16 protein-coding genes are annotated in these 18,482 nt (G+C 70.8%); 9 read left to right on the top strand and 7 right to left on the bottom strand.

The features are described 5' to 3' along the window. Nucleotides 1-24: 24 nt before the first annotated feature. The 3 genes from M6B22_RS07975 to M6B22_RS07985 are packed head-to-tail and all read left to right on the top strand — an operon-like array spanning nt 25 to nt 1,128. Nucleotides 25-489 carry a gamma-glutamylcyclotransferase family protein gene (locus tag M6B22_RS07975; protein WP_269445237.1) on the top strand — a complete coding sequence of 155 codons (465 nt, stop codon included), beginning with the start codon at nt 25-27 and terminating at the stop codon, nt 487-489. Nucleotides 490-545: 56 nt separating this feature from the next. Continuing rightward, nucleotides 546-752, top strand: a complete 207-nt coding sequence (locus tag M6B22_RS07980) for a helix-turn-helix transcriptional regulator (RefSeq protein ID WP_269445238.1) — start codon at nt 546-548, stop codon at nt 750-752. Then, nucleotides 727-1,128: a hypothetical protein gene (locus tag M6B22_RS07985; protein WP_269445239.1), complete on the top strand. Its 402-nt coding sequence runs from the start codon at nt 727-729 to the stop codon at nt 1,126-1,128. Before M6B22_RS07980 ends, M6B22_RS07985 begins: the two co-directional genes overlap by 26 nt. Here M6B22_RS07985 and M6B22_RS07990 read toward each other — a convergent pair. Genes M6B22_RS07990 through M6B22_RS08005 form a run of 4 tightly spaced genes read right to left on the bottom strand, consistent with a single transcriptional unit; the run spans nt 1,112 to nt 4,642 of the window. Then, nucleotides 1,112-2,305 carry an amidohydrolase gene (locus M6B22_RS07990; RefSeq protein WP_269445240.1) on the bottom strand — a complete coding sequence of 398 codons (1,194 nt, stop codon included), beginning with the start codon at nt 2,303-2,305 and terminating at the stop codon, nt 1,112-1,114. The two genes, M6B22_RS07985 and M6B22_RS07990, sit on opposite strands and share 17 nt — an antisense overlap. Nucleotides 2,306-2,323: 18 nt before the next feature. Continuing rightward, nucleotides 2,324-3,112, bottom strand: coding sequence for an ABC transporter permease subunit (locus M6B22_RS07995; protein WP_269445241.1), 789 nt, complete (start codon nt 3,110-3,112; stop codon nt 2,324-2,326). Continuing rightward, complete coding sequence (locus M6B22_RS08000) at nt 3,102-4,004, bottom strand: ABC transporter ATP-binding protein (RefSeq protein WP_269445242.1); 903 nt, start codon at nt 4,002-4,004, stop codon at nt 3,102-3,104. The genes M6B22_RS07995 and M6B22_RS08000 overlap by 11 nt, the downstream gene beginning before the upstream one ends. Continuing rightward, nucleotides 4,001-4,642 (bottom strand): TetR/AcrR family transcriptional regulator, encoded by a 642-nt coding sequence (locus tag M6B22_RS08005; RefSeq protein WP_269445243.1) that lies wholly within the window; start codon nt 4,640-4,642, stop codon nt 4,001-4,003. The genes M6B22_RS08000 and M6B22_RS08005 overlap by 4 nt, the downstream gene beginning before the upstream one ends. 105 nt (nt 4,643-4,747) lie before the next feature. Here M6B22_RS08005 and M6B22_RS08010 point away from each other — a divergent pair, with 105 nt between their 5' ends. From M6B22_RS08010 to M6B22_RS08030, 5 genes are all read left to right on the top strand, one after another. Further along, nucleotides 4,748-8,458, top strand: a complete 3,711-nt coding sequence (locus tag M6B22_RS08010) for a nitrate reductase subunit alpha (protein ID WP_269445244.1) — start codon at nt 4,748-4,750, stop codon at nt 8,456-8,458. Continuing rightward, on the top strand, nt 8,458-10,122 hold the full coding sequence (gene narH, locus M6B22_RS08015; protein WP_269445245.1) for a nitrate reductase subunit beta: 1,665 nt from the start codon (nt 8,458-8,460) through the stop codon (nt 10,120-10,122). The genes M6B22_RS08010 and narH overlap by 1 nt, the downstream gene beginning before the upstream one ends. Then, nucleotides 10,119-10,742 (top strand): nitrate reductase molybdenum cofactor assembly chaperone, encoded by a 624-nt coding sequence (gene narJ / locus M6B22_RS08020; protein WP_269445246.1) that lies wholly within the window; start codon nt 10,119-10,121, stop codon nt 10,740-10,742. The genes narH and narJ overlap by 4 nt, the downstream gene beginning before the upstream one ends. Beyond that, the gene (gene narI, locus M6B22_RS08025) at nt 10,739-11,476 is read left to right on the top strand and encodes a respiratory nitrate reductase subunit gamma (RefSeq protein WP_269445247.1); all 738 of its coding nucleotides are present in this window, start codon (nt 10,739-10,741) and stop codon (nt 11,474-11,476) included. Before narJ ends, narI begins: the two co-directional genes overlap by 4 nt. A 64-nt stretch (nt 11,477-11,540) precedes the next feature. Further along, nucleotides 11,541-12,995 carry a potassium/proton antiporter gene (locus M6B22_RS08030; RefSeq protein WP_269445248.1) on the top strand — a complete coding sequence of 485 codons (1,455 nt, stop codon included), beginning with the start codon at nt 11,541-11,543 and terminating at the stop codon, nt 12,993-12,995. A gap of 45 nt (nt 12,996-13,040) precedes the next feature. Here M6B22_RS08030 and meaB read toward each other — a convergent pair whose 3' ends face one another. Genes meaB through M6B22_RS08045 form a run of 3 tightly spaced genes read right to left on the bottom strand, consistent with a single transcriptional unit; the run spans nt 13,041 to nt 17,997 of the window. After that, entirely contained in the window at nt 13,041-14,030 is a 990-nt protein-coding gene (meaB, locus tag M6B22_RS08035) for a methylmalonyl Co-A mutase-associated GTPase MeaB (RefSeq protein ID WP_269445249.1), read from the bottom strand. Between the two features lie 5 nt (nt 14,031-14,035). Then, nucleotides 14,036-16,165 carry a methylmalonyl-CoA mutase gene (gene scpA / locus M6B22_RS08040; protein ID WP_269445250.1) on the bottom strand — a complete coding sequence of 710 codons (2,130 nt, stop codon included), beginning with the start codon at nt 16,163-16,165 and terminating at the stop codon, nt 14,036-14,038. Next, complete coding sequence (locus M6B22_RS08045; RefSeq protein ID WP_269445251.1) at nt 16,162-17,997, bottom strand: methylmalonyl-CoA mutase family protein; 1,836 nt, start codon at nt 17,995-17,997, stop codon at nt 16,162-16,164. Before M6B22_RS08045 ends, scpA begins: the two co-directional genes overlap by 4 nt. Nucleotides 17,998-18,136: 139 nt before the next feature. Here M6B22_RS08045 and M6B22_RS08050 point away from each other — a divergent pair, with 139 nt between their 5' ends. Further along, nucleotides 18,137-18,460 carry a hypothetical protein gene (locus M6B22_RS08050; RefSeq protein WP_269445252.1) on the top strand — a complete coding sequence of 108 codons (324 nt, stop codon included), beginning with the start codon at nt 18,137-18,139 and terminating at the stop codon, nt 18,458-18,460. Nucleotides 18,461-18,482 lie beyond the last annotated feature (22 nt).

The raw sequence follows: 18,482 nt of genomic DNA on the forward strand, positions 1-18,482 counted from the left end.
GAACTGTCGGTACGCTCCGCTTCGATGTCAGCAACCGGTGGGCTGTACGCCGCATACGGCTCGAACATGGATCCCGAGCAGATGCTCGAGCGCTGCCCGCACTCCCCGGCAGCCGGTACCGGCTGGCTGAACGGCTGGCGGCTGACCTTCGGCGGCGAGGACCTGGGCTGGGACGGCGCGCTGGCCATGGTCGTCCCGGACCCCAGCAGCCAGGTGTTCGTGGCGCTGTACGACGTCTCGCCGCAGGACCTCGCCGTGCTGGACTACTGGGAGGGCGCGGACACCGGGCTGTACACCAAGATCAAGCTGCGGGTCGCGACGCTGGACGGCGAGCTGCTGGCGTGGGTGTACGGACTGAACGGCTACGAGGGTGGCCTGCCCTCGGCGCGCCACCTCGGGCTGATCGCCGAGGCGGCCCAGGCAGCCGGAGCGCCGGATGACTACGTGGCCGAGTTGCGCTCGCGGCCGTGCCGCTCGCTGGGCGAATGACGCCCTGGCTGTAAAGCGACCTTGACAAGCGCGTCGGAGTCAAGGACGCTTGACAGATGCGCAACGACGTCCGCACCCTGCGCCAGGCCGCCGGCTTGTCGCAGGCCGCGCTGGGCGAACAGCTGGGCGTCTCGCGCCAGACGGTGATCGCGATCGAGACCGGTCGCTACGACCCGTCGTTGCCGCTCGCGATCTCCATCGCCCGCCATTTCCGAACGACCGTGGAGGAGATTTTCCATGTCGATCAAGACTGTGCTTCGTGACGGACGGATCCAGTTCGCCACTGTCTGCGTCGCCGCCGCGATCGCGTACCTGAGCATCGGGCTGGTCCGCCACGACCGGTCCCTGGCGATCACCGGGCCGGTGATCATGATCGGTTACGGCGCCGTCGCGATCGCCCTGAGCCGCCGCAGCGAGGCCATGTCCCTGCTGAGCAGCGGCCCGGCGGACGAGCGGCAGCAGCAGGTGATCCTCCGGTCCACATCCTTCACCGGGCTGGTTCTCGTCGCTGTCCTGGTGGGCGGCGCGCTCTGGACGCTGGCCGTCGGGTCGGCGCTCGCGAACGCGTTCTGCCTGCTCTGCGCGGTGGGCGGCGCCGCGTTCGCGGGCTCGACGGTCTGGTTCAGCCGGCGGGTGTAGCCCCGCGTCCGGTGCCGAGCGCCGTGCCGCGTGCCGAGTCCAGGGCCGCCTGCGCCAACGCCACGGTGTACCGCACCCCCACGTCGAGCGCCGACTCGTCGATGTCGAAGGTGCCCTGGTGCAGGTCGAACGGTTCCCCGCCAGGCGGCCGCACGCCGAGCCGCGCCATCGCACCGGGGACCTTGTCCAGGTACCAGGCGAAGTCCTCGCCGCCCATGCTCTGCTCGGTGCCGGCGAGCGCGTCCGGGCCCAGCCCGGCCAGCACCGCCGCGCGCTGCACCGCCACGGCCGACGGGTCGTTCACCACCGGCGGCACACCGCGCACGTAGGACGTCTCGACGCGTGCGCCGGTCGGCTGCACGATCTGGCTGATCAGCTCGCGGGTCATCGGTTCGGCCGCGTGCCAGGCGGTGCGGTCGAACACGCGCAGCGTGCCGCGCAACCTCCCGGTCGACGGGATCACGTTGGTCGCCTGCCCGGCCTCGACGGCACCCCAGACGAAGGACAGCGCGGCCCGCGGATCGACCCGGCGCGAGAGCAGCCCGGGCAGTTCGGTGATCAGCAGCCCCAGCGCGTAGACCAGATCCACCGTGAGATGCGGACGGGCCGTGTGCCCGCCGCGGCCGGTCAGCACCACCTCGACCTGGTCGCACGCGGCCGTGATCGGGCCGACGCGCACGCCGATCCGGCCTGCCTCCAGGCGCGGGTCGCAGTGCAGCGCGAAGATCTGCTGCGCACCGTCCAGCACCTCGGCGGCCAACACTGTCAGTGCACCACCGGGCAGCGACTCCTCCGCGGGCTGGAAGACCAGCCGCACCGTGCCCGGCAGCGACAACTGCGCGAGCCGGGTCGCGGCGCCCAGCAGGATCGCGGTGTGCGCGTCGTGCCCGCAGCCGTGGCAGGCGCCGCCGATGCGGGAGCGGTACGGAACCTCGGTGAGGTCCTGGATCGGCAGCGCGTCGATATCGGCGCGGAGAGCGATCAGCGGCCCGCTGCCGTCGTCCGGGCCGATGTCGCACACGACACCGGTTCCGGACGGGAGCGGCTGTGGCGCGAGGCCCGCGCCGCGCAATACGTCGATGATGACCGCGGTGGTGCGATGTTCGGCGAACGCCAGTTCGGGGTGCGCGTGTAGATCACGGCGCACCGCAACGACGTCGAGCCCACCCGCGGTCATCGACTCACAGCCTAGTGGTCAGCGGATGTCCAACCGCTCGACCGCGAACACCGCACCGGCCAGCAGCACACCGGCGGTCACCACGAGGACGACGAGCGCGGACCAACTGAGCCCGTTCACCAACTGGCCGTTGCCGACGGCGTAGTAGAAGGGCGAGGCAAAGCGGGCCGGCCGGATCCAGTGCACCACCGGCGCGAGCGAGCTGATCAGGTAGGCGGCCGCGGCCAGTGCCGAGGTGATTCCGAGCGTGGTGCCGCGACTGCCGGTGAGCGCGCCGAGCAGCAACGCGAGGGCACCGAAGTCGACGCCGAGCAGCAGCGCGCCCACCGAGATCCCGACGAGGTTCGCCGAACCGATCGGCAGTTGGAACCAGCGCCCCGTCAGCACGACCATCAACGTCAGCAGGCTGACCGGCACGCCGATCAGCACCATCGTCGCGGCCTTCTGCAGCAGCAAGCTGCGCCGGGTCACCGGGAGCGTGGCGAGCATGCCGAGCGTGCCGTCCTCGTCCTGCCCGGCGATCGCGGACGCGCCGTACCCGATAGTCAGCAGCAGCACGACAAGCGGTAGGAAGTTCGCGTACACGTTCGCGTTGAGCCAGCCCGGTGGGGTCGTCAACGGGCCGCTCGCACCGAACAGTGCCGCGAGCTTCGAGCCGCCCTTGGTGAACTCGTTCAGGCTCGAGTCGTCCTTGAACGTGGGGTAGAGGGCGACGATGACGAAGGCGTAGCCGGCCATGCCGAGCGCGTAGCCGATCATCGACCGGCGACGCAGCCGGGCGTCCAGGCGGGCAAGCTCAGTGAACATCGTGCAGCTCCGGGGAGTTTCGGTAGTAGCTCAGGAACAACTCGTCCAGATCGGCCGGGCGCGCGGTGAGGTCGACCGGATCGAGGTCGGCGGCAACGCGGAGCAGCGGCGCGATCTCCCCGGTCACCGACAGCACGATCCGATCGCGCTCGTGTTCGGCGACGCGCACGCCCGTCAGCGCCGCGAACGCCGCCGCCTCCACCGGCCGGCCGAAGTGGAACTCCACGGTGCGCGGGGATGCCTTGCGCAGCCCGTCGATCGTGTCGGTGACGATGATCTCCCCTTCGCGGATGATGGCTAGCCGATCGACGACTCGTTGCACCTCGTCCAGTTCGTGCGAGGACAGCAGCACGGTCTGGCCGCCGTCGACGCTCTCGCGCACCAAGCGCGCGAACTCGTCCTGCAGCAGCGGATCGAGGCCGGAGGTCGGCTCGTCCAGCACGAGCAGGTCCGGCCGGTGCATGAACGCCGCGACGATGCCGATCTTCTGGCGGTTGCCCTTGGACAGCGTGTGCACCGGACGGTCCAGTTCGGCCGTGAACCGCTCGACCAGCTCGTCGCGGAACGCCAGGTCGGTCAGTCCGCGGGCGCGCGCGAAGTGCGCCAGGTGCTCGCGGCCGGTCAGCCGGCCGAACAGTGCGAGCTCGCCAGGCAGGTAGCCGACGCGCCGGTGGATCGCCGCCGCCTCACGGGTCGGGTCGAGGCCGAACACCCGCATCCGTCCGGACGTCGGGCGGTAGAGGCCCAGGAGCAGCCGGATGGTCGTCGACTTGCCCGCGCCGTTCGGGCCGAGGAAGCCGAACACCTCGCCGGCGTCGACGTGCAGGCTGACGTCGGTGACGCCACGGCGAGTGCCGAAGCGCCGGGTCAGCCCGTCGATCTCGATGATCACGATTTGCGTCCCTTTCCCTTTGCCGGTGACGACTTCGCCCGAGCGCGGGCGAACATGCCGCCGTACACCTCCATCACCGTGTCGCCCCAGCGCCCGATGCCGGCGCGGCTGAGCGGGTCGACCCCGACGACTGCGCGAAGCTGCTCGCGCAGGATTGCCGCGCCCAGGTCGTTGACCAGCAGGAACGCCGCCCGCAGCGCCGCGTCCGCGGTGGGCGCGAGCAGGCCCGCTGCCTCGAGTGCGGCCAGCGAGGCGACTGTGCCGTCGTAGAGCATGCGGAACAGCGCGTCAGCGGCAGGCCCGCCGTCGATCAGCAGGCGTCGCAGGTAGGGCATCAGGCTCGGATGGGTGTCGATCAGATCGACCATGACCTCGCTCATCGCGGAGAATGCGTCGGGGTCGAGCGGATCGGCACTCTCCACCGGGAACACCGCCATGAGCAGCTCGATGGCGCGCTGGTCGACCGCGTTCTTGAGCCCTGCCTTGGAGCCGTAGTGATGGATCACCAGAGCCGGCGACACGGCGGCGGCGGCGGCGATGTCACGCACGGTCACCCCCGCCAGGCCCCGCTCGGCGAACAGCCCCATCGCTGCGTCGCGGATCGTTGCCGCGGCAGTGAGGTCGTGTGCTGAATGCATGTTCAGAACATAGAACAACTGTTTAGCGGGGCCAAGTGCAGTGTTCCCGATCTTTCTCGATAGCGTCAGGCCGACGGCGCGACGACGAACGGAGCCACGAGACGTATGAACTCCCGCGAGCACCCGGTGGCGGCACTCGACGATCCGCTGACCGAGGCCCTCCTTCGCGCCGGCCGGCACCTGCGTCCCGGTGTCGTATCGGCCGATCTGCGCACCATCACCCGCGAGGGCGGGCGGGAGGCCGACTCGTTCTACCGGGACCGCTGGTCGTACGACAAGGTCGTCCGCTCGACTCACGGCGTGAACTGCACCGGCTCGTGCTCGTGGAAGGTGTACGTCAAGGACGGCATCATCACCTGGGAGTCGCAGCAGACCGACTACCCGACGGTGGGGCCGGACAGCCCGGAGTACGAACCCCGCGGGTGCCCGCGCGGTGCCGCGTTCTCCTGGTACACGTACTCGCCGACGCGGGTGCGCTACCCGTACGTGCGAGGCGTGCTGCTACAGCTGTACCGCGAGGCCAAGGCGCGCAACAACGGCGACCCGGTCGCGGCCTGGGCCGAGATCGTCGGCACGCCGCAGTTGCGCGAGCGGTACGTCAAGGCCCGCGGCTCGGGCGGCTTCGTCCGCGCCCACTGGGACGAGGCGGTCGAGCTTGCGGCCGCGGCCCAGGTGCACACCATTCGCACCTGGGGGCCGGACCGGATGGCCGGGTTCTCCCCCATCCCCGCCATGAGCATGGTGAGCCACGGCGTAGGCGCGCGTTACCACGCCCTGCTCGGCGCCCCGATGCTGTCCTTCTACGACTGGTACGCGGACCTTCCGGTCGCCTCGCCGCAGGTGTTCGGCGACCAGACGGACGTGCCCGAGTCCGGTGACTGGTGGAACTCGTCGTACCTGATCATGTGGGGCTCCAACCTGCCGGTCACGCGGACGCCCGACGCGCACTGGATGGTCGAGGCGCGCTACCGCGGCCAGAAGGTGATCGCGGTCTCGCCCGACTACGCCGACAACGTCAAGTTCGCCGACGAGTGGCTGCCCGCGCAGCCCGGTACCGACGCCGCGCTGGCCATGGCGATGGGGCACGTCGTGCTCAAGGAGTTCTTCGTCGACCGGCAGACGCAGTATTTCCACGACTACGTCACCCGGTTCACCGATCTGCCGTTCCTCGTCACGCTGGACGAGCTGGACGAGCAGGACGGGCAGGCCTACACGGCCGGCAAGTTCGTCACGTCCGCCGACCTCGGCGGTACCGAGGAGAACGCGGCGTTCAAGACCGTGCTGCTGGACCGGACGACGCGTCAGCCGGTGGTCCCGAACGGCACGCTCGGGGATCGCTTCGGCGACGCCGGCGTGGGCAGGTGGAACCTGAAGCTCGGCGACGTCTCGCCGCAGTTGAGCCTCTACGGCGATGCCGATGCCGAACCGGTGCAGGTGCTGCTGCCCCGGTTCGACGAACCCAGCGGCGCGGGCGCGACGATGCGACGCGGTGTGCCGGCGCGCCGGATCGGCGGGCGGCTGGTGACCACCGTGTTCGACCTGCTGCTCGCGAACTACGGGGTCGGCCGCGACGGCCTGCCGGGTGACTGGCCGAGCGGCTACGACGACCCGAGCCAGCCCGGCACTCCTGCCTGGCAGGAGGAGATCACCTCGGTCCCGGCCGCGGCGGCCGCACGCATCGGCCGCGAGTTCGCCGAGAATGCCGCGGAATCACAAGGGCGTTCCATGATCGTGATGGGCGCCGGCACGAACCACTACTTCCACTCCGACACGATCTACCGCACCTTCCTCGCGCTGGTGACCCTGACCGGCTGCCAGGGCGTGAACGGTGGCGGCTGGGCGCACTACGTCGGGCAGGAGAAGGTGCGCCCGCTCACCGGCTACAGCATGTACGCCGCCGCGTCCGACTGGTCGCGCCCGCCACGCACCATGATCGGCACCGCATTCTTCTACCTGGCCACCGACCAGTGGCGCTACGACCAGGCCGACAACGGTCACCTCGCCTCGCCGCTGGGCACCGGACGGTTCGCCGGGCGCACCGCGGCCGACCTGATCGCGACGTCGGCACGCCTCGGCTGGATGCCGTCGTACCCGACGTTCAACTGGAACCCGCTCGAGCTCGCCGACGCGATCGAGCGATCCGGCGAGCAGCCTGCCGACTTCGTCCGCGCCGAGCTGGGTTCGGGCAAGCTCGGCTTCGCCTGCGAGGACCCCGACGCCGAGGCGAACTGGCCGCGCGTGCTGACGGTCTGGCGCTCCAACCTGCTCGGCTCGAGCGCCAAGGGTGACGAGTACTTCCTCAAGCACCTGATCGGAGCGCAGGACTCGCTGCGCGCCGAGGAGGCCGCTCCGGACGCCCGCCCCGCAGACGTCCGCTGGCGTGACGAGGCCCCGGCCGGCAAGCTCGACCTGCTGCTGACGATGGACTTCCGGATGACGTCCACGACGCTGTTCTCCGACATCGTCCTGCCCGCGGCGACGTGGTACGAGAAGCACGACCTGTCCAGCACCGACATGCACCCGTTCGTGCACGCGTTCAACCCCGCCATCCCGCCGCCGTGGCAGACCCGCACCGACTTCGACACCTTCCACGCGTTGGCGAAGCGGTTCAGTGAGCTAGCTGCCGGACGGCTGGACACCCGCACCGATCTCGTCGCGGTGCCGCTGATGCACGACACGGCCGATGCGATGGCGACACCGCACGGCATGGTGCGTGACTGGCGGGACGACGGTGTCGATGCCGTGCCCGGCGTCAACTTCCCCAAGCTGGTGCTCGTGGAGCGCGACTACACAGCGGTGGCCGGCAAGCTCGGAGCGCTCGGGCCTCTCGCCGACTCGCTCGGCGCCACCACCAAGGGGATCACCTTCGACCTGACCAAGCCGATCTCCTACCTCGGCGCGAAGAACGGCCTGGTGCGCGGTGGCGCAGGCGCCGGACGTCCCGCGCTCGGCACGGATGCCCAGGCGTGCGAGGCGATTCTGGCGATGTCCGGCACGACGAACGGGCAGCTCGCGGTGGCCGGCTACCACTCGCTGGAGCAGCGCACCGGCGTCCAACTGGCGGACCTCGCGGCCGAGCACGAGGGCAAGCAGATCACCTTCGCCGACACCCAGGCCCGGCCGACCCCGGTGATCACCTCGCCGGAGTGGTCCGGCTCGGAGACGGGCGGGCGCCGCTACTCGGCGTTCGTGGTCAACGTCGAGCGCGAGAAGCCCTGGCACACGCTGACCGGACGGATGCATTTCTTCCTCGACCACGACTGGATGAGCGAGATCGGCGAGCAGTTGCCGGTGTACCGGCCCCCGCTGGACATGCACCGCCTCTTCGGCGAGCCGCAACTGGGCAGCGTCGGTGAGCTCGGCGTCTCGGTCCGCTACCTGACGCCGCACTCGAAGTGGTCGATCCACTCGGAGTACCAGGACAACCTGTTCATGCTCTCGCTCTCGCGCGGCGGCCCGACGATCTGGATGAGCCCGCAGGACGCGAAGAAGGTCGGCGTGAGCGACAACGACTGGATCGAGGCCGTCAACCGCAACGGCGTGATCGTGGCGCGCGCGATCGTCTCGCAGCGGATGCCCGAGGGAACCGTGTACATGTACCACGCGCAGGAGCGGGTCGTGGACGTGCCGATCGCCGAGACCAGCGGCAAGCGCGGCGGCATCCACAACAGCGGCACCCGGCTGTTCATCAAGCCCAGCCACCTGATCGGCGGGTACGCCCAGCTGGCCTACGCGTTCAACTACCTCGGCCCCACCGGGAACCAGCGCGACGAAGTGACCATGATCCGCCGCCGGTCGCAGGAGGTGCAGTACTGATGCGCGTCATGGCTCAGATGTCCATGGTCATGAACCTGGACAAGTGCATCGGCTGCCACACGTGCTCGGTCACCTGCAAGCAGGCCTGGACGAACCGGGCCGGCGTCGAATACGTCTGGTTCAACAACGTCGAGACGCGGCCCGGTCAGGGTTACCCGCGCACCTACGAGGACCAGGAACGCTGGAACGGCGGCTGGAAGCTGACCAGGCGCGGCCGGCTGACGCTGCGCGCAGGCGGCCGGCTCAAGAAGCTGTCCACCATCTTCAGCAACCCGCTGCTGCCGAACATCAGCGACTACTACGAGCCGTGGACGTACGACTACGAGAACCTCATCGCCGCGCCGGCTCAGCAGCACATCCCGGTCGCCCAGCCGAAGTCGCTGCTCACCGGCAGGCCGATGAAGGTGCAGTGGTCGGCGAACTGGGACGACGCGCTCGGCGGCGCGCCCGAGCTCACCAAGAACGACCCGATCCTGGCGAAGATCGGCGAGCAGGTGCGCACCGAGTTCGAGAACACCTACCTGTTCTACCTGCCCCGGATCTGCGAGCACTGCCTCAACCCGTCCTGCGCGGCGTCCTGCCCGTCCGGTGCGATCTACAAGCGCACCGAGGACGGCATCGTGCTCGTCGACCAGGACAAGTGCCGCGGCTGGCGCATGTGCGTGACCGGCTGCCCCTACAAGAAGATCTACTTCAACCACCGCACGGGCAAGGCGGAGAAGTGCACGTTCTGCTTCCCGCGCATCGAGGTCGGCATCCCCACCGTCTGCGCCGAGACCTGCGTCGGCCGGCTGCGCTACATCGGCGTCGTGCTCTACGACGCGGACCGGGTGCTGGAGGCGGCCTCGACGCCGGACGATCACGACCTGTACGCGGCGCAGCGCTCGGTGTTCCTCGACCCGGACGACCCGGCGGTGCAGCGGGCGGCCGAGGAGGCCGGCATCCCGCACGACTGGGTGCAGGCCGCGCAGCGCTCGCCGATCTGGGCACTGATCAGCAAGTACCAGGTCGCGCTGCCGCTGCACCCGGAGTACCGCACCATGCCGATGGTCTGGTACATCCCGCCGCTGTCGCCGGTGGTGGACGTGCTCGCCAAGGACGGCCACGACGCCGAGGACTCCGGCAACCTGTTCGGCGCCATCGACGCGCTGCGCATCCCGATCGGCTACCTCGCCGAGCTGTTCACCGCCGGGGACCCCAAGCCGGTGCGCGACGTGCTGGCCCGGCTGGCCGCGATGCGCTCGTACATGCGTGACGTCAACCTCGGCCGCCCGACCCGTCCGGACATCCCCGATGCGGTGGGGATGAGCGAGGCGGAGATCCGGGACATGTATCGGCTGCTCGCGATCGCCAAGTACGACGAGCGCTACGTGATCCCGCCGGCGCACGGCGAGTTGCACGAGCAGGCGGGCGAGCTGGAGGAACTTGCCTGCTCGCTGGACTACGACGGCGGTCCGGGGATGCAGCACTCCGGGCCCTTCGGCGAGTCCTCCGGCGGCCCGCAGCCGATCGCGATCGAGAACTTCCACGCGCTGCAGCAACGCCAGACGTCCGACGACTTCGTCGATCCGGGCGACGGGCGGCGGCGGGTGAACCTGCTGAACTGGGACGGCAAGGGGGCTGCGGCCGACGTGATGCCACCGCGCGCGCAGGACGAGCCGTGACCAGCGAGCTGGACCGGTCCCGGGCACTGCAGGCCGCGGCGCTGTGCCTGGACTATCCGGACGAGACGCTGCTGGGCAGACTCGAGCTGTTGCGCGCGGCCGCGCACGCGCTGCCCGGCGCGGTGGGTGCGGGCCTCGCCCGGTTCGTCGGGCACCTCGCCGACACCGACCCCGCCGAGTTGGCCCGCGACTACGTCGACACGTTCGACCTGCGCCGGCGCACCTGCCTGCACCTGACGTACTACGCGTACGGCGACACCCGCAAGCGCGGCATGGCGCTGCTGCGCTTCACACACGCGTACCGCGAGGCCGACATCGTGATCGCCGACGGCGAGCTGCCCGATCACCTCGCCGTGGTGTGCGAGGTCGCCGCCCGGCAGCCGGGGGTCGGGCTGCGGCTGATCGCGGAGAACCGGGCCGGCGTGGAGCTGCTGCGGATGGCGTTGGCCGACGCCGGATCGCCTTATGTCGACGTGCTCGACGTCATCCGTGCGGTGCTGCCGGAACCGGCGCCGCGCGATCTGGACCGCGCGCTCGCGCTGGCGCGATCCGGGCCGCCCGCCGAGGAGGTGGGGCTCGAGCCGTTCGCCCCGCCGGAGTACATGGGAGCTCAACGATGAGCGTGTTCTTGTGGGTCATCGTCGCGTATCTGTCGATCGCGATCTTCATCGGCGGGCACATCTGGCGGTACCGGTACGACAAGTTCGGCTGGACCACGCGCTCGAGCCAGCTGTACGAGAACCGGCTGCTGCGCCTCGGCTCGCCGCTGTTCCACTTCGGCATCCTGCTGGTGATCCTCGGCCACGTCGGCGGCATCCTGATCCCGGAGAGCGCGACGGACGCGATCGGCATCTCCGAGGACGCCTACCACGCCGCCGCAGTCACGCTGGGCGCGATCTCCGGGTTCATGACGCTCGCCGGCATCGCCATCCTGATCTACCGGCGCCGCACCACCGGGCCGGTGTTCTCGGCAACCACCCGGAACGACAAGGGGATGTACGTGCTGCTCGTGGCCACCCTGGTCGCCGGGCTCGCCACCACCGTCCTCGGCAACATCACCGGGCACCCGCACGACTACCGGCTGACGGTGGCGCCGTACTTCCGCTCGATCTTCTACTTCAACCCGGACGTCGACAAGATCACCAGCGCTCCGGTCGGCTTCCAGGTCCACGCCATGCTGGCCTGGGTGCTGTTCGCGGTCTGGCCGTTCACCCGGCTGGTGCACGTGTTCTCGGCGCCGTTCGGCTACCTCACCCGGCCCTACATCGTCTACCGCTCGCGCGGCGACCTCGGCGCGGGCGCCCGCCCGGTCAAGCGCGGGTGGGAACCGGTAGGGAGCCCCGACAAGCGCTAGTCTGTTAGATCGGAGCGCCGGGAAGTCTGGTCGGCACAGCCGCCGCCGACCCCCGAAGGAACCCGTGTCCGACATCGAGCCCTACGCGATCGCCCTCACGATCGCGGCACTTGCGCTGCTCGGCGCCATCGCGTCCAACCGGGTGAGCGAGCGCCTCGGCATCCCCGCGCCGGCCATCTTCCTGCTGGCCGCGTCGGTCGCCGCCGACCTGGTCCCGACGTTGGGCTCGCTGGACATCCGTACCGACCAGCGGATCGTGACCGTCGCGCTGGTACTGATCCTGTTCGACGGTGGCATGCACATCGGCTGGCGCCGGTTCAGGGCGGCCGCGGGCGCGATCGCGTGGCTCGGTGTGGCCGGCACCTTCGTCACGGCGGGAGCGCTCGCCCTTGCCGCGCACGGACTGTTCGGCTTCGACTGGAAGCCGGCGCTGCTGATCGGCGCCGCGCTCGCCCCGACCGACCCGGCCGTCGTGTTCTCCGTACTCGGCCGGCGCGAGGTCTCCGGACGGAGCGGGACCCTGCTCGAGGGCGAGTCCGGTGCCAACGACCCGGTCGGGATCGCGCTGATGGTCAGCCTGCTCGGCGCGACCGGGTCGGGGTGGTCGGCCGTCGGCCACGGCGCATTCGAGTTCGTGCTGCAGATGGTGCTGGGCGGCGTCTTCGGTGTGCTCGGCGGCTACGCGCTGCTGTGGCTGATGCGCCACCTGCCGATGCCGAACGAGGCGCTGTACTCGCTGCGCACGATCGCCTTCGCATTGCTGATCTTCGGCGTGACAACGGCCTGCCACGGCTCGGGGTTCCTCGCCGTGTTCCTTGCCGGGATCCTGGTCGGCGACGCGCGAGCGCCGTACAAGCGGGAGATCGAACGATTCGCCGGGGCGGCCGCGAGCCTGGGCGAGATCGTCGCGTTCACCGTGCTCGGGCTGAGCATCCCGATCAGCACCGCCCTCGGCGACGGCCGGGTCTGGACCGGGCTCGGGCTGGCCGCACTGCTGATCCTGCTGGTGCGCCCACTGCTCGTCGGCGCCGTGCTGATCCCCGTCCGGCTGCGGCTCGGCGAGCGGGCCTTCGTGCTGTGGGCCGGGCTCAAGGGCGCGGTGCCTATCCTGCTCGGCACCTATGTGCTCGCCGAGGGGATAGCCGGCGGCGAGCGGATCTACTCGGTGATCTTCGTCGTCGTGCTGGTGTCGGTGGTGGTGCAGGGCGGCCCGGTGCCGGTGCTCGCGCGGCTGTGGAAGGTGCCGATGCGGGTGATCGAGCCCGAGCCGTGGGCGCTGGGAATGCGCTTTCGCGAGCAGCCCGAGGGGTTGCACCGCTACCTGGTCGCGGCGGGCTCGGCGGCCGACGGCTGCTCCATCGCCGACCTCGACCTGGGCGAGGACGCCTGGATCAGCATGGTCAGCCGGCGCGGCCGGCTGGTGCAGGTCCGCGGCGAGACCGTGCTGCGGCCGGGTGATGAGGTGCTCGCGCTCGCCGAGGACGACGCCGACCCCGGCCACCTGTTCCGCGCCCCCTGACCCCTCTTGGCCCCGTAGCAGGGTGGCGCGCGGCGTGTCGCCCTGCTACGGGGCCAACTCCGTCGGCGACGGGTCGAGGGTGGCCAGGATCCGGGTCGCCGCCTGGTCGGGCGTCAGCTCGCCGGCGAGGACGGCAGCCTCGGCGGCCGCGACGGCCTCGCGCACCGCGGGCGCGTCCAGGCGGGCGAGCAGCCGGTCGCGCACCATCGCCCGCGTCCAGTGCACGAGTTGCCCGGCACGCTTGGCGGCCAGTCCGCCACTGCGCTGCTCCAGCCAATCGCGGTGCCGCTGCACGTGCTTCCACACCCGGTCCAGGTTCACGTTGTGCAGACCGCTGCAGGTGATCACCGGGGTCTGCCATTGCGTCTCGGGGCCGCGCAGGAAACGCAGTGCACCGGACAGCTCGCGAGCAGCGCGCGCGGACTCGTCCTCGTGCTGCTCGTCGGCCTTGTTCACCGCGATCACGTCGGCCAGTTCCAGGATGCCGCGCTTCATGCCCTGCAGCTGATCACCGGTGCGGGCGAGCGTCAGGAACACGAACGTGTCCACCATGTCGGCAACCACGTACTCGGACTGCCCGACCCCGACCGTCTCGACCAGTACCACGTCGTAGCCGGCGGCCTCCATCACCAGCATCGTCTCGCGGGTCGCCTTGGCGACGCCGCCGAACGTGCCCGAGGCCGGGGACGGCCGGACGAACGCGTGCTCGTCGGCCGCCAGGCGGACCATGCGCGTCTTGTCGCCGAGGATCGAGCCGCCGGTGCGCGCGGACGACGGGTCGACAGCCAGCACCGCGACCCGATGCCCGGCGGCGATCAGGTTCACCCCGAGCTGATCGATGAACGTCGACTTGCCCACGCCGGGCACGCCGGAGACACCGATCCGGATCGCGCTTCCGGTGTGCGGCAGCAGCTCGGCCAGCAGGGCCTGCGCCTGCTCGCGGTGATCGGCGCGGCTGGACTCCACCAGCGTGATCGCCTGCGCGATCGCGGCCCGTTCACCGGCGAGCACGCTCCCGGCCAGTTGCTGCGTCATGCGGGTCAGTTGAGCTGGTCCAGCAGCGCCAGCGCCGACTCGGCGAGCACGGTGCCGGGCGGGAAGATCGCGGCGGCGCCTGCAGCGCGCAACTCCTCGAAGTCCTGGGGCGGGATGACGCCGCCGACCACGATCAGGATGTCCGGACGGCCCTGGCGGGCCAGCTCGTCACGCAGCGCCGGCACCAGGGTCAGGTGCCCGGCGGCCAGCGAGTTGACGCCGACCACGTGCACGTCCGCCTCGACGGCCTGGCGCGCGACCTCGGCCGGCGTCTGGAACAGCGGGCCGACATCGACGTCGAAGCCCAGGTCCGCGAACGCGGTCGCGATCACCTTCTGCCCGCGGTCGTGCCCGTCCTGGCCCATCTTGGCGACCAGGATGCGCGGCCGCCGGCCGTGTTCCCGCTCGAACTCGGTGGTCGCGGCGCGGGCCCGGTCGATGACGTCCACCTGGCCAGCCTCCTCCCGGTAGACGCCGGAGATCGTGCGGATCGTCGCCGCGTGTCGCCCGTACACCTTCTCCAGCGCGTCGGAGATCTCGCCGACGGTCGCCTTGGCGCGGGCCGCGTCGATCGCGAGCGCCAGCAGGTTTCCGCTGCCGGGCTCGGCCGCGCCCGCGGTAAGCGCGTCCAGCGCGGAGCGGGTCGCGGCCTCGTCGCGCTCCTCGCGCAGCCGCCGCAGCTTGTCGGCCTGCTCGCGGCGCACCCCGGCGTTGTCGATCTTGAGGACGTCCAGCTGGTCCTCCTGCTCGGGCCGGTACTTGTTCACGCCGATCAGCGGCTGGCGTCCGGAGTCGATGCGCGCCTGGGTGCGGGCGGCCGCCTCCTCGATGCGCAGCTTCGGCAGCCCCGCGTCGATCGCCTTCGCCATCCCGCCGGCCGCCTCGACCTCGCTGATGTGCTCCCACGCGCGGCGGGCCAGGTCGTGCGTCAGCTTCTCGACGTAGTACGAGCCGCCCCACGGGTCGATGACCCGCGTCGTGCCGGACTCCTGCTGCAGCACCAACTGGGTGTTGCGGGCGATCCGCGCGGAGAAGTCGGTCGGCAGCGCCAGCGCCTCGTCCAGGGCGTTGGTGTGCAGCGACTGGGTGTGTCCCTGGGTCGCCGCCATCGCCTCGATGCAGGTACGGATCACGTTGTTGAACACGTCCTGCGCGGTGAGGGACCAGCCGGACGTCTGGCAGTGGGTGCGCAGCGACAGCGACTTGGGGTTCTTCGGCCCGAACTCCTTGACCAGCTTGGCCCACAGCAGCCGGGCCGCCCGCAGTTTGGCGACCTCCATGAAGAAGTTGGTGCCGATGCCGAAGAAGAAACTCAGTCGCGGCGCGAACGCGTCGATGTCCAGCCCCGCGCCCAGGCCGGCCCGGAGGTACTCGACGCCGTCGGCGAGGGTGTACGCGAGCTCGAGGTCGGCCGTCGCCCCGGCCTCCTGGATGTGGTAGCCGGAGATCGAGATCGAGTTGAACTTCGGCATCCGCCGGCTGGTGAACCGGAAGATGTCGCTGATGATCCGCATCGACGGCGCAGGCGGGTAGATGTAGGTGTTGCGGACCATGAACTCCTTGAGGATGTCGTTCTGGATGGTCCCGGTGAGCTGTTCCGGCGTGACGCCCTGCTCCTCGGCGGCGACGACGTAGAGCGCGAGCACGGGCAGCACGGCACCGTTCATGGTCATGCTCACGGACATGCGATCGAGCGGGATGCCGTCGAACAGCTCGCGCATGTCGTAGATCGAATCGATCGCGACGCCGGCCATCCCGACGTCGCCGATGACGCGCGGGTTGTCGCTGTCGTAACCGCGGTGGGTGGGCAGGTCGAACGCGATCGACAGGCCCTTCTGCCCCATCGCCAGGTTGCGCCGGTAGAAGGCGTTGGATTCGGTGGCGGTGGAGAACCCGGCGTACTGCCGGATCGTCCACGGCTGGTTGACGTACATCGTCGGGTACGGCCCACGCAGGAACGGCGCGATCCCCGGGTAGGTGTCCAGGAAGTCCAGGCCGGCCAGGTCGTCGGCGGTGTACAGCGACGGGACGGCGATGCCCTCCGGCGTCTGCCACTGTTGGCCGCGCTGCAGGTGCGGCGGCGGCGTGTCGCCCTGCTCAGAGGCCAACGCAGCCGAGCTGAAGTCGGGGATCATGCCGTGCCTCCGAGGACGTCGAGCGTGGCGCGCAGCACGGACAGCGCGTCGCAGCCGGCGAACAGGTAGCCGTCGATCCCGGCGCTCTGGTAGCGGTTCAGCCGCTCGCCGGGCTGGCCGGCCAGCCAGATGTGTTGCGCGCCCGCCGCCTTCAGCGCGGCCGCTTCGGACTCGGCACGCTCGGCGTAGATCGTGTCGGACGAGCACAGGCAGGCGACGGTGCTGCCGCTCTTGGCGAACGCCTCGACGAGCTCGTCCGGCTCGCCCGTGCCGACGACCGAGGCGATGCCTCCTGCCGCGAACAGGTTGGCCGCGAAGCCGGCGCGCGACGAGTGCGCGGCGACCGGGCCGAGTGCGGCGAGGAAGACGGTCGGGCGTTCCGCCGCGGCGTCAGCGCGGTCGCGCAGCGCCTCGAACTCCTCGGCGTACCGGTGCGCTTCGAGCGGCCCGCCGGTGGGGACGGACGGTGCCGCCGGGCGGGTGACCGGCAACTCCTGCAGGAACGCGAACTCGCTGATGCCGGTGAGCGGCGCGCGGCGGTGCGCGACGTCGGCGGCGCGGCGCTCGTACGTCGAGCGCAGCAGCTCGCCGATCGACCCGCCGTCGAGCGCGGCCAGCGCGCCCCCGTCGCGTTCGATGCCGGTGAAGACGTCCCAGGCGGCGGTGGCCAGCTGGTCGGTGCGCGACTCGACGTACCAGGAGCCGCCGGCCGCGTCCACGACCCGGGCCAGCGAGGACTCGTCGTGCAAGATCGCGGACGTGTTGCGGCCAATGCGCCGCGCGAAGTCGTCCGGCAGCCCGATCGCCGAGTCGAACGGCAGGACGGTGACCGCCTCGGCCCCGCCGATCGCGCCGGCGAAGCAGCCGATCGTGGTGCGCAGCAGGTTCACCCAGGGATCGCGTTGCGTCAGCATGGCGGCCGACGTCACCGCGTGCTGACGCTGGCCCGCGGCGCCGGTGGTCGCCTCGCACAGCTCGGCGACGCGGCTCCAGACCCGGCGCGCCGCCCGCAGCTTGGCGATGCCGGCGAACTGGTCGGCGGTCACGGCGAAGCGGAACTCCAGCGCTGCGAGCGCGTCGTCCACACAAAGACCGGCCCCGGTCAGCGCGCGCAGGTAGGCGACGCCGACCGACGTGGCGATCGCGATCTCCTGCGCGTCGCTCGCCCCCGCGTCGTGATAGACGGTGGCGTCGACCGTGGCCACCCGCAGCCCGGGCGCCGGCCCGGCCAGCTCGGCGAGCGCGGGAAGCAGCGTGAGGTCCGCATCCGCACCGGTACGGGCGCGCAACCCGATCGGGTCGGCACCGGTCGAGCCGCGCAGCTCGGCGAGCGCGACACCGGTCTGCTCGGCCCTCCCGAGCAGAGCTTGCACCGCTCGGTAGGTGTCGGCGCCGGCATCCAGCACGATCGGCGCCAGGTCCAGGTGCACGCCGTCGAGCACCTTGCCGAGGTCGTCGACCGCGGCGCCGCCGGCACCGAGCACCAGCCACAGCGACGTCGCGCCACCCGTCAGGTCGGCCAGCACCGCGGCGTTGGCACGGCCCGGATCCGGGTCGGCGTGCCGCGCCCGGACGTCCCAAGCAGTGTGCTCCGCGCTCGCACCGCGCACGTACGGCGAACTTCCCGGCGCTCCCGTGGGCACCGAAGGCGCGTCCTCGGCCGTGTACAGCGCCTTGATCGTGATGCCGTCGTAGCTCACCGAGCGCAGCGCGTCCTCGGCGTCCGCCGCGTCGGTGCCGGACCTGGCCAGGACGGCGGCGACCAGTTCACGCCACTGCGCACGCGTGGCGCCGGGGAACTGGGCGGCCAGCGGAAGAATCGCCTCGGACATTGCCGCATCGTATGGCGCGCAGCCCGCGGGTGACCTGCGGAGGTGGCCCATCTCTCGTGCCGCCTATACGCCGTTGCGCACCGAAATGGAAGGCGCGGAACCGACCCGATTCGTCTACCGTTGTGATCATATGGAGGCCATGACGACGAGGGCGACGCGGCAGGTCCGCGTCGTTGCCGTCATGGCCGCTCTGCTGTGTGCCTTCGCCGCATTCGGCCCGCTGGTCGCCCGCGAGGCCGGCCCCGCCCATTCGCGGATGCACCTGGTCAAGGTCGTCAACCCGGCCTCGGCCGACCAGCACGGCACCACCACCAAGTTCGACCAGCCGGTGGTGGCGGCGGTCCCGGTCCAGGACGTGTACGCCTCGGCGCTCAGCGTGCGCCCGAGCGAGTCGGCGCAGAGCACCCACCACACCACGGTCCGGACCCCGGCCAACCGGGGACCGCCCTCGTTGACGAGCTGACCGCACCTCCCGCCGCTCGCGG

It is taken from the genome of Jatrophihabitans cynanchi, from assembly GCF_027247405.1.
Lineage (GTDB): Bacteria > Actinomycetota > Actinomycetes > Mycobacteriales > Jatrophihabitantaceae > Jatrophihabitans_B > Jatrophihabitans_B cynanchi.

What these genes read in the sequence shown, in the direction of transcription:
- M6B22_RS07975 (WP_269445237.1), top strand. Translation starts at nt 25, where the DNA reads ATGTCAGCAACCGGTGGGCTGTACGCCGCATACGGCTCGAACATGGAT.
- M6B22_RS07980 (WP_269445238.1), top strand. Translation starts at nt 546, where the DNA reads ATGCGCAACGACGTCCGCACCCTGCGCCAGGCCGCCGGCTTGTCGCAG.
- M6B22_RS07985 (WP_269445239.1), top strand. Translation starts at nt 727, where the DNA reads ATGTCGATCAAGACTGTGCTTCGTGACGGACGGATCCAGTTCGCCACT.
- M6B22_RS07990 (WP_269445240.1), bottom strand. Translation starts at nt 2,305, where the DNA reads ATGACCGCGGGTGGGCTCGACGTCGTTGCGGTGCGCCGTGATCTACAC.
- M6B22_RS07995 (WP_269445241.1), bottom strand. Translation starts at nt 3,112, where the DNA reads ATGTTCACTGAGCTTGCCCGCCTGGACGCCCGGCTGCGTCGCCGGTCG.
- M6B22_RS08005 (WP_269445243.1), bottom strand. Translation starts at nt 4,642, where the DNA reads ATGCATTCAGCACACGACCTCACTGCCGCGGCAACGATCCGCGACGCA.
- M6B22_RS08010 (WP_269445244.1), top strand. Translation starts at nt 4,748, where the DNA reads ATGAACTCCCGCGAGCACCCGGTGGCGGCACTCGACGATCCGCTGACC.
- narH (WP_269445245.1), top strand. Translation starts at nt 8,458, where the DNA reads ATGCGCGTCATGGCTCAGATGTCCATGGTCATGAACCTGGACAAGTGC.
- narI (WP_269445247.1), top strand. Translation starts at nt 10,739, where the DNA reads ATGAGCGTGTTCTTGTGGGTCATCGTCGCGTATCTGTCGATCGCGATC.
- meaB (WP_269445249.1), bottom strand. Translation starts at nt 14,030, where the DNA reads ATGACGCAGCAACTGGCCGGGAGCGTGCTCGCCGGTGAACGGGCCGCG.
- scpA (WP_269445250.1), bottom strand. Translation starts at nt 16,165, where the DNA reads ATGATCCCCGACTTCAGCTCGGCTGCGTTGGCCTCTGAGCAGGGCGAC.
- M6B22_RS08045 (WP_269445251.1), bottom strand. Translation starts at nt 17,997, where the DNA reads ATGTCCGAGGCGATTCTTCCGCTGGCCGCCCAGTTCCCCGGCGCCACG.
- M6B22_RS08050 (WP_269445252.1), top strand. Translation starts at nt 18,137, where the DNA reads ATGACGACGAGGGCGACGCGGCAGGTCCGCGTCGTTGCCGTCATGGCC.